The 13,329-nt window shown below is 67.3% G+C and carries 20 protein-coding genes; 5 read left to right on the top strand and 15 right to left on the bottom strand.

The window, feature by feature from the left end; all coding sequences use genetic code 11:
• Positions 1-3: 3 nt before the first annotated feature.
• The 13 genes from GGR39_RS01495 to GGR39_RS01435 all read right to left on the bottom strand — a co-directional run bounded on the left by GGR39_RS01495 (position 4) and on the right by GGR39_RS01435 (position 7,587).
• The gene (locus tag GGR39_RS01495; protein ID WP_183615574.1) at positions 4-564 is read right to left on the bottom strand and encodes a tail tape measure protein; all 561 of its coding nucleotides are present in this window, start codon (positions 562-564) and stop codon (positions 4-6) included.
• A complete protein-coding gene (locus tag GGR39_RS01490) occupies positions 557-751 on the bottom strand; it encodes a phage tail assembly chaperone (protein ID WP_058736318.1) in 195 nt (64 codons plus the stop codon). The genes GGR39_RS01495 and GGR39_RS01490 overlap by 8 nt, the downstream gene beginning before the upstream one ends.
• Positions 748-1,062 (bottom strand): gene transfer agent family protein, encoded by a 315-nt coding sequence (locus GGR39_RS01485; protein WP_183615573.1) that lies wholly within the window; start codon positions 1,060-1,062, stop codon positions 748-750. The genes GGR39_RS01490 and GGR39_RS01485 overlap by 4 nt, the downstream gene beginning before the upstream one ends.
• Positions 1,059-1,466 carry a phage major tail protein, TP901-1 family gene (locus GGR39_RS01480; RefSeq protein WP_183615572.1) on the bottom strand — a complete coding sequence of 136 codons (408 nt, stop codon included), beginning with the start codon at positions 1,464-1,466 and terminating at the stop codon, positions 1,059-1,061. The genes GGR39_RS01485 and GGR39_RS01480 overlap by 4 nt, the downstream gene beginning before the upstream one ends.
• Positions 1,467-1,469: 3 nt before the next feature.
• Positions 1,470-1,871 (bottom strand): DUF3168 domain-containing protein, encoded by a 402-nt coding sequence (locus GGR39_RS01475; protein WP_183615571.1) that lies wholly within the window; start codon positions 1,869-1,871, stop codon positions 1,470-1,472.
• A gap of 3 nt (positions 1,872-1,874) precedes the next feature.
• On the bottom strand, positions 1,875-2,036 hold the full coding sequence (locus GGR39_RS01470; RefSeq protein ID WP_183615570.1) for a hypothetical protein: 162 nt from the start codon (positions 2,034-2,036) through the stop codon (positions 1,875-1,877).
• Positions 2,033-2,578, bottom strand: a complete 546-nt coding sequence (locus GGR39_RS01465) for a head-tail connector protein (RefSeq protein WP_183615569.1) — start codon at positions 2,576-2,578, stop codon at positions 2,033-2,035. The genes GGR39_RS01470 and GGR39_RS01465 overlap by 4 nt, the downstream gene beginning before the upstream one ends.
• Before the next feature lie 80 nt (positions 2,579-2,658).
• The gene (locus GGR39_RS01460; RefSeq protein WP_183615568.1) at positions 2,659-3,783 is read right to left on the bottom strand and encodes a phage major capsid protein; all 1,125 of its coding nucleotides are present in this window, start codon (positions 3,781-3,783) and stop codon (positions 2,659-2,661) included.
• A gap of 55 nt (positions 3,784-3,838) precedes the next feature.
• A complete protein-coding gene (locus GGR39_RS01455) occupies positions 3,839-4,237 on the bottom strand; it encodes an HK97 family phage prohead protease (RefSeq protein ID WP_183615909.1) in 399 nt (132 codons plus the stop codon).
• A 2-nt stretch (positions 4,238-4,239) separates the two neighbouring features.
• A complete protein-coding gene (locus GGR39_RS01450; protein ID WP_183615567.1) occupies positions 4,240-4,545 on the bottom strand; it encodes a DUF6127 family protein in 306 nt (101 codons plus the stop codon).
• Positions 4,542-5,711: a phage portal protein gene (locus GGR39_RS01445; RefSeq protein WP_183615566.1), complete on the bottom strand. Its 1,170-nt coding sequence runs from the start codon at positions 5,709-5,711 to the stop codon at positions 4,542-4,544. Before GGR39_RS01445 ends, GGR39_RS01450 begins: the two co-directional genes overlap by 4 nt.
• A 57-nt stretch (positions 5,712-5,768) precedes the next feature.
• Positions 5,769-7,097, bottom strand: a complete 1,329-nt coding sequence (locus tag GGR39_RS01440) for a DNA-packaging protein (RefSeq protein WP_183615565.1) — start codon at positions 7,095-7,097, stop codon at positions 5,769-5,771.
• Positions 7,090-7,587 (bottom strand): hypothetical protein, encoded by a 498-nt coding sequence (locus GGR39_RS01435; protein ID WP_183615564.1) that lies wholly within the window; start codon positions 7,585-7,587, stop codon positions 7,090-7,092. The genes GGR39_RS01440 and GGR39_RS01435 overlap by 8 nt, the downstream gene beginning before the upstream one ends.
• Positions 7,588-7,778: 191 nt before the next feature.
• Between GGR39_RS01435 and GGR39_RS01430 the strand changes: the two genes are divergently transcribed.
• A complete protein-coding gene (locus GGR39_RS01430) occupies positions 7,779-8,417 on the top strand; it encodes a YqaA family protein (protein WP_183615563.1) in 639 nt (212 codons plus the stop codon).
• 113 nt (positions 8,418-8,530) lie between these two features.
• Positions 8,531-9,097: an NADPH-dependent FMN reductase gene (locus GGR39_RS01425; protein WP_183615562.1), complete on the top strand. Its 567-nt coding sequence runs from the start codon at positions 8,531-8,533 to the stop codon at positions 9,095-9,097.
• Positions 9,098-9,137: 40 nt separating this feature from the next.
• Here the strand turns inward: GGR39_RS01425 and GGR39_RS01420 are convergent, their stop codons facing one another.
• Positions 9,138-10,481, bottom strand: a complete 1,344-nt coding sequence (locus GGR39_RS01420) for a NupC/NupG family nucleoside CNT transporter (protein WP_058736306.1) — start codon at positions 10,479-10,481, stop codon at positions 9,138-9,140.
• 307 nt (positions 10,482-10,788) lie between these two features.
• Here GGR39_RS01420 and GGR39_RS01415 point away from each other — a divergent pair, with 307 nt between their 5' ends.
• From GGR39_RS01415 to GGR39_RS01405, 3 genes are all read left to right on the top strand, one after another.
• On the top strand, positions 10,789-11,478 hold the full coding sequence (locus tag GGR39_RS01415) for a queuosine precursor transporter (protein WP_183615561.1): 690 nt from the start codon (positions 10,789-10,791) through the stop codon (positions 11,476-11,478).
• 71 nt (positions 11,479-11,549) lie between these two features.
• Positions 11,550-12,449 carry an acetylglutamate kinase gene (argB, locus tag GGR39_RS01410; protein WP_058736304.1) on the top strand — a complete coding sequence of 300 codons (900 nt, stop codon included), beginning with the start codon at positions 11,550-11,552 and terminating at the stop codon, positions 12,447-12,449.
• Between the two features lie 79 nt (positions 12,450-12,528).
• On the top strand, positions 12,529-13,086 hold the full coding sequence (locus GGR39_RS01405) for a hypothetical protein (protein ID WP_183615560.1): 558 nt from the start codon (positions 12,529-12,531) through the stop codon (positions 13,084-13,086).
• Between the two features lie 23 nt (positions 13,087-13,109).
• Here the strand turns inward: GGR39_RS01405 and GGR39_RS01400 are convergent, their stop codons facing one another.
• Positions 13,110-13,265 (bottom strand): ribosome modulation factor, encoded by a 156-nt coding sequence (locus GGR39_RS01400; protein WP_183615559.1) that lies wholly within the window; start codon positions 13,263-13,265, stop codon positions 13,110-13,112.
• Between the last annotated feature and the right edge of the window lie 64 nt (positions 13,266-13,329).

Raw genomic sequence — 13,329 nt, 5'->3', positions numbered from 1 at the left:
GCTTCAGCTCAGCAAAGCCCGCCGCACCGCGCTTGCCACTTGGCGGGAGGAGCGTTGCAAGGATCGCGGTGCGCTGGTTCCGGCGGGGGCGCTAAGGTTGATCGAGACGCGGACGTCGCGCGCCGCCGAAGCGGTCGGCTCGATTCGTCCGGCACTGGTCGGCACGAAGACCTCCGGCCCGCGCTCGCCGACCATATAGCCCCGCCCCGGCGCGACATTGCCGCCGGTCGCGCGGCCGGGCAGGCCCAGCAGCGATCCCGTCAGACCGCCAAGATCGATGCCTGCGCCGGCCTGCCCCCCGCCCAGACCGGCGCCCAGCAGCCCTTTCAGCGATTGCGCCGCGATGGCGTCCAGCGCGCCCAGGGCCACGCGTTTCAAGTCGTCGAATCCTAGGCTGCCCTTGCGGATCGCCCCGGTCAGGCCGCGCTCCAGCACATCGCCCGCACGATTGAAGCCTGCGATCAGGTTGCCATCCACGCTGGCACGCATCCGTTCCACGTCGCGGGCGAAGCCGTCCGTCCCGGCGCGCACTTCGACCAGCAGCGTTTCGATTTCATCATCCATGGTCCTGCTCCATCATGCGTTCGACCAGCGCGCGATCGATCCCGGGCGCATCCTCGGACACCAGCGGCGCCAACACGGTGGCGAGTTCCACGGGCGTGGCGCGCCAGAACTCGTCCGGCCGCCAGCCCAGATGCCGCGCGGCCACCCCGCTCAGTGCCACCGCGACCGGGGCGAACCGCTCGCTCATTCGCGGCCGCGCAGGATCTGGTGCAACAGCGCGCGCAAGGGGACGGCGGCGGCGGCAAGGCCCAGCGCCAGCACCGCTTCGCCCAAAGCCTCGCGATCGCACCCGTCACGTTCGGTCAGGCAGTGCCAGAACAGGCTGGCCATCTCGTGCAGCCGCAGTTCGCCACGGCTGGCGCGTTCGACCAAGGCGAACAGCGGGCCCAATTCCTCCTCGGCCGCACAGAGCGCACCGAAACTGGGGCGCAGCGTCAGCGTGCGGTCGCCCAACGGCAGGGCCGCCTCACCGCGGTGGGGGTTGGGGACCGCGTTCATGCCGGCACCACTTGGCCAGAGCTTTCCAGCTGCAGCGTGTAGTTGCGCTCCCCGTTGAAATCGCCGGCATAGTCCAGCCGCTGCACCAGGAACCGGCCGCGCAGCTTTTCGCCATCTTCGAACGACAGCTCGTAATCGTCGAGCGTGCCCGCCAGCGCATTGGCGCGCACCTTGGCTTCGGCCGCGCTGCCCAGGAAGATGCCCGCCGCGCTGACGGACACGGTGCGCACCCCCGCGCCGGAGAGCAGTTCGCGCCAGCCCGCGCTGGCCTTGTTGGTGATCACCACGCTTTCGCCGGTCACGCTCATCTGCGTGGTGCGCAGCCCGGCGACGGTCTGATAGACGGCGGGTATCGCGCCATCGGCAATCTTGAGCAGGAAGGCGCTGCCTTTCTGAGCGGTCATGGGTCAGTCTCCTGTTGAGGGGGCGAGCACGCGAAAGACGTATTCGATCAGAGTGGCGCGGCGGTTTTCGCCACGCTGTTCGGCACGGGCGCGCAGGAAGCGGGCGGACACCACCGTGAAGTCCGGCTGCATTCGCGGCAGGCTGGCGACACGCGCTTCGATCAGCGCGACGAGATCGGCGATGCCGTCCGGCGCATCGCTCCGGGCGTGCAGTTCGAAGGCCACGCGCACTTCGCGGCCCGCTTGCGTCTTGGTGCTCCAGTCGGTGCTGGCGCTGGCGGTGAGGGCGAGCCAGGGCAGGCTGGTGCGCGAAGGTGCTTCCTCGACGATGGCGTTGAGGCGGCTGGTCAGCGCGGCATCGGCCCGCAGCCAGGCGATCAGTGCGGCGCGCAAGGGCACTTCCATGGCTTATCCTTTCGTAAAAAGAGGCCAGATCCAGCGAGCTTCCCGCCAGCGAGCCTCGTGCCAGCGATTGGGGCGGCGGGTGGAGCGGCGCGCCTGGGCCAGCCGCACGGCGCGGGCCTGAAGGCGGCGGACGAGCGCGTCGAAGCCGGGGACTTGCGCGCTCATGCGATGCGCACCCGCCGCCATGGCCGCCACAGCGCGACGACCGAAGCAGGCGGCAGCGGCGCTGCGCCCGCATCCTCGCGCGCGCGATGCTGGTACGCGGCGAGGCGGACGATGCCGTGGCGCAAGGCTTCGGGCAGGGCATCCCAGTCCGCCGCCAGGCCCGCGGCAAAGCGAACCGCGACCCGGCCCGACTGGGGAAAGCGCAGGCGGACCAGCCCGGAGCCGTCCGCACGCAATTCCATCTCGTAGCGATCGGACGCCAGCGTTTCGCGCGTGCCGTCTCCGGCGATCTGCTCCACACTGACGATCGCTTGCACCGGGCGGGTCGCCAGCACTTGCCAGCAGGCGTGGGAGGGCAGCACTTCCTCGCAGCCCTGCTCCAGCGGCATCAGGCCGGTGAACGCCTCGCAAGCCTCCATCGCGGTGGCGAGCAGCAGGGCCAGCGGGGTGTCGTCTGCGGAAAGAGTGATGCCCAGCCACTGTTTCAGTTCGGCCAGTGCCGCGGGCGGCGGCGCGGCAGGGGTGAGGATGATGCGGTTCATGATACCTCCGAGGGCAAGACCCTTCCCTCGCCGCCACCGCCTGCGCGGGAACGACGAGGGAAGAGGGGAAGGCGCTGAAATCAGGCGGTGATCTTCAGCAGCTTGATCGCATCGCTATCCAGCACTTGGCCGCCGATCCGCTTGGTGGCGTAGAAGTGGACGAAGGGCTTGTTGGTGAAGGGATCGCGCAGGATGCTCGTGGCGCTGCGTTCGGCGATCAGGTAGCCCGCGCGGAAGTTGCCGAAGGCGATGGGGAAGGCATTGGCCGCGATATCGGGCATGTCCTCCGCCTCGACCACGGGGTAGCCCAGCAAGCGGTCCGGCTGCCCTTCGACCAGGCCCGGTTGCCACACGAAAGCGCCGTCGCTGGTCTTCAGCTTGCGCACTTCGGCCAGCGTCGCCGCGTTCATCACCCAGCTGGCGCCCTGGCGGTGCCCGGACTTGAGCGAATGGACCAGGTCGATCAGCTTCTCCTCCGGCTCCGCGCCCAAGGTGGTGGCGTTGCCGCTGCCCAGGAACTGCAGCGTGCCAAAAGCGCGCGCGGCATCATCGGCGGCGCTGGGTGTGCCGGACAGGAACCCGCGCGGGCGGTTGGTGCCGTTGCCGTTCACGAAGGCCGCGCCTTCGGCCCGCGCGAACTCGGCCGCGATCTCGTCCGCCAACCAGGTTTCGAGATCGAACGCGACATCGTCCAGCATCGCCTGGCTCGCCGCCGGGTTGGCGTAGAGTTCGCCCGAGGGCGGAGCGATCTCGGCGAAGCTGGGCGTGGCGGTTTCGGGGCGCGTGGCGGTTTCGCTCACCCAGCCGGACGCGGTGCCGCCGGTGGTGATGAGCTTGCGATAGCCCGCGCTGCCGGTCTGCACGATCTGCGCGATCGAGCGGATCGGGCTGACGTCCTTGAGGCGGGTAGCGATCAGGGCGTCGATCTCACGCGGGACGGCATAGCCGCCATCGCTGGCCACCGCACCGGAGAGCGATTTCACCTCCGTCTCGCGACCTTGGCGCAAGTAGCCGTCGACGAAGCTCTTCACTTCGATGGTCTGGCCCGCGCCGCCGATCACCGGGCGGGACGCGGCGCGGCTGACGCGATCGAGGCGGGTCTTCACATCGTCCACGTCGCTGCGCAGCGCCTCTACCGCGGCATCGGTGGCGTCCTGGCGGGCGACGATATCGAACGAGGCATCAAGGGTCTGGGTATCTTCCATGGGGCATTGGCCTTTCGTGGTGAAGCAGTGATGAGATCCGGGCAGGGGCCGTCTCTCAGGAGCGCGGCATGACGAGATGCACTCGCGCGCCGTGTTGCAGCGGGAAGCTGACGAGGCTGACTTCCAGCAAATCCACCGCCAGCAGATCGCGTCCGCTGGCCGAGTGCGAAGCCGCGCGGGTGGCGTAGCCGAAGCTCAGCCCCGTCACCGCGCGCCGCAGGAGAGCCCGGCCTGCGCCGCCGTCGGGATTGTCGACGCTGGCGATCACGCGCAGGCCGCGCGCATCCTCGGCGATATGCTCGACCCAGCCGATGCGCTGGTCGGCGCGGTGCTGCCAGAACAGCGGCAGCGGATCGCGGCGACCCGCCAGCGACTGCGCGAAGGCACCGGGCCGGATGGCATCGCGCCCGGCATCGCGCCGCCCGAACAGCGCGGCATATCCGGCGAAGCGCAGGCTCACTTCAACAGTTCCGTCGCGCCCAGCCGCACGGCCAGTCCCAGCAGCACCAGAGCGCAGAACCCGCGCACGATCCACGCCAGCGCGGCGTTGCGGGCGCTCGCCTTGGCATCGCGCCAGGCGCGCAGCAGCTCGCGCAGTTCGGACAAGTCGCCCGAGGCACGCGCATCGTCCAGCCCGATCGAGGCCAGTGTGCGCTGGGCCCCCAGCTCGCTCGCCTCCTCGACGATGGCGCGCAGGGTGACGAGATCGACGCCTTCGGAGCGGGCTTGCGAAAGCAGGCCGGCCAGCATGTCATTGTTCATGAAATGTTCCCTTCATCCTTTGCGGGCAGGCCCAGAATAGCGCGCTTTTCCGCGTCATTCAGAAAGTTGGCTGCGGTGACTTGCGCCCACAGTCGCTCGCGATCCTCGGCCAGCGCGGGCACGCGATCGAGGTCGATCGCCAGCAGCGGCTTGCCCGGCTCTGCGGGGAACCACGGGGCCAGCCCCTCCGCCAGCGCGTCCAGAAGCTTGGTGGCCAGTGGCAGCAGAGTGAGCCGCCACAGCGCGCGGTTGGCCTCGCGATAATTGGCGTAAGTCGCATCGCCCGGCAGACCCAGGAGCATAGGGGGCACGCCGAAGGCCAGCGCGATGTCTCGCGCCGCGGCGGACTTCAGCGTGGCGAAGTCCATGTCCGCCGGGGTCATCGCCATGGCCTGCCACTTCAGCCCGCCTTCCAACAGCAGCGGCCGCCCGGCGTTGGCCGCTCCGGCAAAGGTCCGGCCCAACTCGTCCCGCAAGCGGTCGAACTGCTCGCCCGTCAACGTCGCGCCATCGCCGCTATCATAAACCAGCGCGCCGGAGGGGCGGGCGGAGTTTTCCAGAATCTGGCGGTTCCAGTCGGCGGCGGCATTGTGGATCGCCACCGCTTGCTCTGCGGCCACCAGGCAACCCGCGCCGTGGTGATCGTCCGCCGGGTGGAAGTGGCGGATGTGGATCAGGTTCGGGCTGGCGTCCTCATCCTCCAACGCGATCGTCACCGGGCGGCCGCCGACGGTGTAGGTCCAGGCGGTGGGCCAGCCATCCGGCCCGGCGACCACGCTCATCCGCTCAGGCCGCAAGGCGAACAGCTCCACGGGAAAGCCGCGGGCATCCTTCAGCACCTGCACGAAGGCGTTGCCGTGCAGCAAGAGGTGCGAGGCGAGCGTTTCCAGCAGAGATTGCCCGGCGCTGGTATCGCCCACCAGGCAGGCCAGGCGCGGATCGGCGGGCAGCAGCGGCGCACCGGCGATCCCTTCAGCCACCAAGCGCACGGCGCGCTGGGCCACCGGGTTCTCCAGGTAGGCGCGGCGCACGGCGGCGTTGTATTCGAACGGCGCGCGCGATGCGGTGCCGGTGGCGAAGTGCCAAGGCGAGGCGGAGCCACGCGCCAGCGGCACGCGCTTTTCAGTGCCCTTGAAAGCGGTGACTAGCGACTGGATGATCGACATTTTACGCCTTCTCTCGGTTTGCGGGGATGGCTCGGCGGGGATACTTGGAACGGTGCATCACAGCGCCAGCCGCACGCTGGGTGCGCCGCGGGGCAGCAGCATCAATTCGGTCAGCGCCCAGACTAGCGCATCGGCGCGGTCGGGGGAGCGCCCTGGTCCTTCGTAGCCGCCGCCGGTGATGAGGCCGCACAACTGGTCTTCCAGCTCGGGGAAGATCCCCGCATGCCGCACGCGCCCGGCCTCGTAGAGCGCGGCGACGGGTTCGGCTCTGGCCACTTTGCCCCGGCTGGCGTGGACCAGCTTCACCGGCATCGCGATGCCCGAGGCTCGAAGCACGGAGCCGACCATCTCGCCACCCTGGTTGGCTTCGGCGATCACGCGGTCGGCGTTCCACAAGTCACTGGTGCGGGCCACCTTGCGTGCCCACCGTTCCGGGCTGGGCTTCACCAGCGAACCATCGTGTACGACCCGCGCCAGGCCATCGGCGCCGAGCCCGACGACGACGATGCCGCAGGCGTCGCCCCGGCCCGAGGCGGGCGGATCGACTCCGATCACCACCCGCGTCATGTTGGGCGGACCATCCTCGCGGCAGTCCTCCAGCATGGCGCGCGTCCACAGCGCCCCGGGCAGATCCTCCACCATCTCGCCGTCCAGCTCCTGACGACCGAGCAGCGATCGCCCGAAGCTGCGCCGCACATCGCGCACGAAGCGCAGCGGCAGGTTATGGGCATTGTCCTCGGTCCGCCCACGCGTGACGATGATGTCGCCTTCGGCCTCGGCCAGCAGGCGGCGCATCAGCGGAACCGCGCGCGGCGTAGTGGTGGCGACGATGCGAGGCTGCGCGCCCAGCCTCAGCCCCAGCATCAGGTTGTCCCACGCGGCGATGGCACGGCCGCCGGCATTGTCCCACTTCGCGATCTCGTCACACCAGGCGTGGCTATGCTGGGGGCCGCGCAGCGAATCCGGCTCACCCGCCGAATAGAGCGTGGCCTGCGCGCCGTTGGGCCAAGTCACGCGGCGCAGCGAGGGTTCGAAGGCGGGGCGGCGATGCACCGGACCGAGCGAGAGCAAGCCGCTTTCGCCCTCCACGATCACGGCACGCGCCTCGCTCAAGGATGCGGCGACCAGCGCGATGCGGGCGTCGGGACAAGCCTCCGCCATCTCGCGCACCCATTCCGCCCCGGCGCGGGTCTTGCCAAAGCCGCGCCCGGCCATGATCAGCCACGTCCGCCAGTCTCCGGCGGGCGCGATTTGCTCCGCCCGGCCCCACATGCGCCAGTTGCTTCGTGTCTCAACCGGGCCGCTGGGCGGCAGGCCGCGAAACAACCGCTGGCGATCGGCGTCGCTGGCCCCGGCATAGCGCGCGAAGAGTTCGGTCTCAGTCATCGCAAGGCTCCGCCGCCGCTTCGATCGTGGCGGGTGCTTCCAGCTCGGCCGGCTTGCGCAGCTTCATGATGCGCGCGTTGATCTCCGCAATCACGGCCTGCGCATCCTCGTTGCCGCGGATCGCCTGCTGCCGCGAAACGGAATCGCGATGGGCGATCAGCAGGCGCAGGGCGGTGGCATTGTCGAACACGCGCACGCCGCGCTTGGCGCCCGGGGCGGCCTTCACTTCGCCTTCGCGCAGGCGGTGGAGCAGCGCCATTTCCAGATGCTCATAACCTTCGCACAGCGCTTCCTGCCAGGCGCGGTAGAACGCCGCATCCTTGCGCCGTGCGTCATAGGCCTTGGATGTCGGCACATTGGCCATTTTGGCAGATGCGGTGACGTTGGAGGTCGCAGCCAGCGCATCCAGGAACACGCGCCGCCAGCGGTCTTTGGGGGCGGCGCGCATGACGCGCGGCCGGGTGCTGGAAGGCACCTTCGTGTCCACCATGATGGGCTCCTGCAAGTTTTGCGGATTGGGGAGAGCAGATCAGCCCTCCGACGTTGTTCCTGTTATGTACCGATATCGCCTGAACAAGTCAAGTAAAAAGTGCCAATTAGGTTATACACTTGCTCGCCGGGGGTTTGCTGCTAGTCCCGGCGATACGGGACGGCGCATCGGCGTGGTCCAGGGGGAATCACATGCTGCGCCGCCTGTATAACTGGACCTTGGCCAAGGCCTCGCACCCGCATGCCGCCTGGTGGCTGGCCGCTTTCGCCTTCATGGAGGCAAGCTTCTTCCCGGTGCCTCCGCACCCCTTGCTGGGTCTGATGTGCCTGGCCGAGCCGAAGAAGGCGATCCGCTTCGCCGCGATCGCCACGCTGGGCTCGGTGCTGGGCGGACTGTTGGGTTACGCAATCGGTGCGCTGGCTTACGAAGCGTTCGGGCAGGCGCTGCTCCACGCGCTGGGCCTGGCGGAAAGCTTCCCCAAGGCCGCCTGCTATCTGCGCGAATACGGCGCGGAGATCATCATCGTGAAGGGCGCCACGCCGATCCCGTTCAAGCTGCTGACGATCACCGCCGGCTTCATCGGCATGAGCCTGCCGGTGTTTATCGGCGCCAGCATCATCTCGCGCTCGATCAGCTTCATGATCGTGGGTGTGCTGTTCCGGTTGTTCGGCGCACCGATCAAAAAGTTCATCGACAAGTACTTGGGCCTCGTCACCCTGGGCTTCGTGGCGCTGGTGATCGCCGGGTTCCTGGCGATCGCCTTGCTGGGGGGCGGCAGCACGCAGACCAAAGAGGCATGCGAAATCAACCCGCACGCGGTGCGCGCCTGATCATCTTGGTCTGTCGCTCCGCCTGATCGGATGACGGTGATCGGATGGAAAAAGGGAACGCCCGGGGCTGACGAGGGTTGGGTTGCCGAACTCTTCCCTTCAGGAGCCTGTCCATGCCACTCAAAGTCTGTGTTCTCGTCGGGTCGCTTCGGCCCGGTTCGATCAACCGTAGTCTGGCCGAAGCTCTGATCCGCCTGCCCGACGCGGCCGAACACGAATATCACTTCGCCGACATCGGCTCTTTGCCGCTCTACACCGAGGAGCATGACGAGAGCCCGCCCGAGACCGTGGTGGCCCTGCGCGAACTGGTGAAGAGCAGCGATGCGCTGCTGTTCGTCAGCCCGGAATACAACCGCTCGATCCCCGGCGTGCTGAAGAACGCGATCGACTACGGCTCGCGTCCTTATGGGGAGAGCGTGTGGAAGGGGAAGCCGTCTGCGGTGATCGGCACTTCGATCAGCCCGATCGGCACCGCGCTGGGGCAATCGCATCTGCGTATCGTGCTCGCCTACCTGGACGTGCCGCTGATGGATCAGCCGGAGGCCTACATCCAGTGGAAGGACGATCTGGTGGCGGATGACCACACGATTTCCGAAGCCTCGCGTGAATTCCTGAACGGCTGGATGAAGGCGTTCCTGGGCTTTGCCGGGCATCACAAGGGCGTGATGACGCCAAGCTGAGAGGACGTCTCTTCGAACGCGGAGGCCCTTGCCGGGCGGGTCAGCCCAACCCAAGGAAGAGCCCGGCCAGCGCCGCGCTCATCAGATTGGACAGGCTGCCCGCCGCCAGCGCCCGCATGCCCAGCCGGGCGATCACCGGGCGCTGGTTCGGGGCCAGGCCGCCCGTCACCGCCATCTGGATTGCGATCGACGAGAAGTTGGCGAAACCGCACAAGGCAAAGGTGATCACGCCCACGGTGCGCGGCGAAAGTCCGGCGTCCTTGCCCAGTTCGATGAAGGCGACGAATTCGTTCAGCACGATCTTGGTGCCGAACAGGCCGCCCGCCTGCAGCGCCTCATTCCAGTCGGGCGTTGCCAGCAGGTAGAAGATCGGCGCGAAGAGGTAGCCCAGCAGCACCTGGAACGTTACATCGGCAAAGCCCAGCAGCCCCGCGATCCAGCCGACGAGGCCGTTCGCCAGCGCGATCAATGCCACGAACGCCAGCACCATCGCGCCTACCGCCACCGCCAGTTTCACGCCCGTCTGCGCCCCTTGCGCGGCGGCCATGATGATGTTGGCCGGCTTCTCTTCGTCATGCGGCACTTCGACCGGCACGTCGTCGTGCACGCCCGGCTGGTGCGTCATGTCCTCCCTCTTCAGCGCGGCGGCGGCCATTCCGGCGGGCGGGGGCGCATCATGTTCATAGCGCAGCACATCGCCATCGGCGATCAGCGAGGGCGCCGCCGGTCGCGGATCGGGCATGATCATCTTGGCCATGAAGATGCCCCCCGGCGCGGACATGAATGCGGCCGCCACCAGATAGTCGATGCGGATGCCCATGCTGGCGTAGGCGGCCAGGATCGTGCCCGCCACACCCGCCATGCCCACCGTCATCAGGCAGAACAACTGCGAGGGCGTCAGCGACGCGAGATAGGGCCGGACCACCAGTGGCGCCTCGCTCTGGCCGACGAAGATGTTCGAGGCGGCCGCCAGACTTTCCACCTTGGAGATGCCGGTGATCTTCTCCAGCCCGCCGCCGATCCAGCGGATCACCAGCGGCATGATCTTGAGATAATAGAGGATCGAGATCAGCGAGGCGAAGAAGATGATCACCGGCAGCGCCGAAATGGCGAAGCTGGTGCCGCCCATTTCCGGCCTGGCCAGCGGGCCGAACAGGAAATCGACGCCCGCATGGGCATAGCCCAGCAACGTCTCCACCCCTCGCGCCGCCCCTCCCAGCACGGTGCGACCGAAGGGCACGTAGAGGACAAGCGCGGCGAACCCGGCCTGCAAGGCGAAAGCTGCACCCACCACGCGCGGGCGGATCGCGCCCCGGTTGGCCGATAGCAGGAAGGCGGCCAGCATGATCAAGGCGATGCCGAGGAGGCTGAAGGCAACGTGCATCGCGCGCGGGGATCCTGGTTAAGTAAAGGAAGGCGCGCGGAAACTAGGCGGGTGGAAGGCCAAGGGCTAGAGGCTTTGTTGGGGGGGCAAGCGGTCGAGGACGCAGGACGCTTCGGATCAGACGCATAGCATTTCCGTTCGTGCGGGAAGTGTCCTTGTGGAATCCGTTCGTATCGAGCGAAGTCGAGATACGCTGGTGAAGCGCTGCCGTGTCTCGACTTCGCTCGACACGAACGGAGGTAGACCAGTAGGGGGCAGGGGTTCACGCCCCCTATCGCAATCGCCTGCGCGCCGTTAAGTCCCCAAAATGTCCAGCCCTTCCCAGCCCATAACCATCCCGCGCGCCCTGTTCGTGTTCTCACTGCTCTACGGCGGATTGGCCGTGCTTGCAGGAGTGCTGGGCACCAAGCTCGCCTCGCTGGGGCATTGGCCGATCCTGGGAGACCTTGCGGTCGAATCCGGCATCTTCGCGTTCCTGCTGCTGGTGGTGCTCTCCAGCGCGGTGGCGGAGCTATACGGTCAGGCGGTGGCGAACCGGCTGGTGCGCTATGGCTTCATCCCGCTGATTGTCTCGATGGTGCTGCTGACGGTGGTGATCCGCGTCGCGCCGCCCGCCCCTTTCTGGAGCGATCAGGATGCCTTTGCCCGCCTGCTGGGCCAGGGCGCGCGGATGCAGTTCGCCGGGCTGTGCTCCTATGGCATCTCGCAGACGCTGAACGTCTATCTGTTTTCCCGGCTGGCCGGCGGGTTGGGTTCGGGCGGCAGCGGCAAACTGCTGATGGTGCGCGCCTGGATCGCCAGCTTGCTCAGCCAGGTGGTCGATACCGTGATCTTCATCACCATCTCGTTCTACGGCACGGTGGAAGCCAATGGCCAGCCGATGCCGATCGGCACGATCATGGAGGGGCAGATCGTGTCCAAGCTGATCCTCTCCACGATCATGGTGCCGCCGTTCATCTGGCTGTTCGTGCGGCTGGGGCGCCGCTTGGACAATTGAAGCGGGGCTGGACCGCTGAGGGCAGCAAAAAGCCCTTCAATTCCGCACCGCACGGTCCTAAGCCGCGCGCCATGACTCAGCCGCACGATCCCGCCTTGCTCGCCCGGGCCGCCACGCTTGTCGATGCACTGCCCTATATGCAGCGTTATGCCGGCCGCACTTTCGTGGTGAAATATGGCGGCCACGCCATGGGCGACCCCGATCTGGCGCGCGATTTTGCCGAGGATGTCGTGCTGCTCAAGGCCGTGGGGATTAACCCGGTGGTGGTGCACGGCGGCGGTCCGCAGATCGGCGCGATGCTGAAGACGATGGGCGTCGAATCGCAATTCATCGACGGTCTTCGCGTGACCGACGCCCAGACCGCGCAGGTCGCGGAAATGGTGCTGTGCGGCGCGATCAACAAGGAGATCGTCGGCTGGATCGCCCAGGCCGGCGGCAAGGCGATGGGGCTGTCCGGCAAGGATGGCGGCATGGTCACCGCCCGCAAGGTCAACCGCACGTCCAAGGACCCGGACAGCCTGATCGAGAAGGTCGTGGACCTGGGCTTCGTGGGCGAACCGGACCGGATCGACATCAGCGTGATCGAAACCGTCTCGGCCGCGGGCATGATCCCGGTCATCGCCCCGATCGCCGCCGGGGCCGACGGCCAGACCTACAACATTAACGCCGATACCATGGCCGGTGCGATCGCCGCCGCCCTGGGTGCTGCGCGATTGTTCCTGCTGACCGACGTGGCCGGCGTGCTGGACAAGCAGGGTGAATTGCTGACCGATTTGCGCCCTGCCGATTTGGCGCGCCTTCGCGCCGATGGCACGATCTCGGGCGGGATGATTCCCAAGCTGGAAACCTGCCTGATGGCAGTGGAGGCAGGCTGCGAAGCCTCGGTTGTGCTTGACGGGCGAGTGTCACACGCCATGTTGCTGGAAATCTTCACGCAGGAAGGCGCAGGCACCCTCATCCAGGCGGCCTGATTTCTTCCGGTGGAGGCACCCAGAGCGCCGCGGGCCTGAAGCGCGCGGCGAAACAGAATCGGGAGGATCGCGGGACATCATGGCAGGCCAGGTAGCAAAGCCATCCACGATCGCCGCCCTCGTGGCCTTGACGCTGCTGTCGGCATGCAAGAAGGATCCCACTCCGCAGCCATCGATCATCCTGTATACGCAGGGCGCTGCCTCTGAAGAGGCGGCGGATGTCCTGCCGTCGTCTGATGCATCCGAAGGTGGCCGCGAAGCCATCGCCGATCTCGATTGGGGCGCTTTGGAAGAACGGCAGGACCCTGAGCGGCTGCTACGCTTCTATACCAACGCCATCCGCATCGCGGACTGGACGGCGGCGGCTCGGGCCTGGAGCCTGGATGCGCAGATGACGCCCGATAAGCTGAAGGCGGAATTCGGCGGGGAAGCGGGCCGAAAGATCGCGGTGGGCAAGGGCGATACCGGCACCGCCGCCGGTTCGATCTATTATGAAGCCCCCGTCACGATCGGGGCGCCCGATGCCGGCGAATCACGTCGGGGGTCGATTGTCTTGCGCCGGGCGAACGATGTTCCCGGCGCCAGCGCACTTCAGTTGGTGTGGCGGATCGAACGCAGCTCTATCATAGCGCGATAGCTGGGTCCCTCGGTTTGCGAATATCAGCGGGCCGGGGCAGGGCAGCGTTGGAAAGCCTGGCGATATCCGGCCAGCCATGCCGCCCGCGTTTGCGAAGTGCGATAGGGGTTGCTCGATTCGGGAAGTTCCGCCTGGGCCGCTTTGATGCCCCAGTGGTGCGCGTGGAAGGTATTTTCCAAGGATGCTCTCAAAACTGATGTTGCGAGTGCGAAATGCCCGCGATCAGCATAGCGATCCCACCTC

This window comes from Novosphingobium fluoreni (genome assembly GCF_014196615.1).
Classification (GTDB): domain Bacteria; phylum Pseudomonadota; class Alphaproteobacteria; order Sphingomonadales; family Sphingomonadaceae; genus Novosphingobium; species Novosphingobium fluoreni.
Note: the sequence above shows the minus strand (reverse complement) of the source record. Positions and strands in the feature narration are given on the sequence as shown.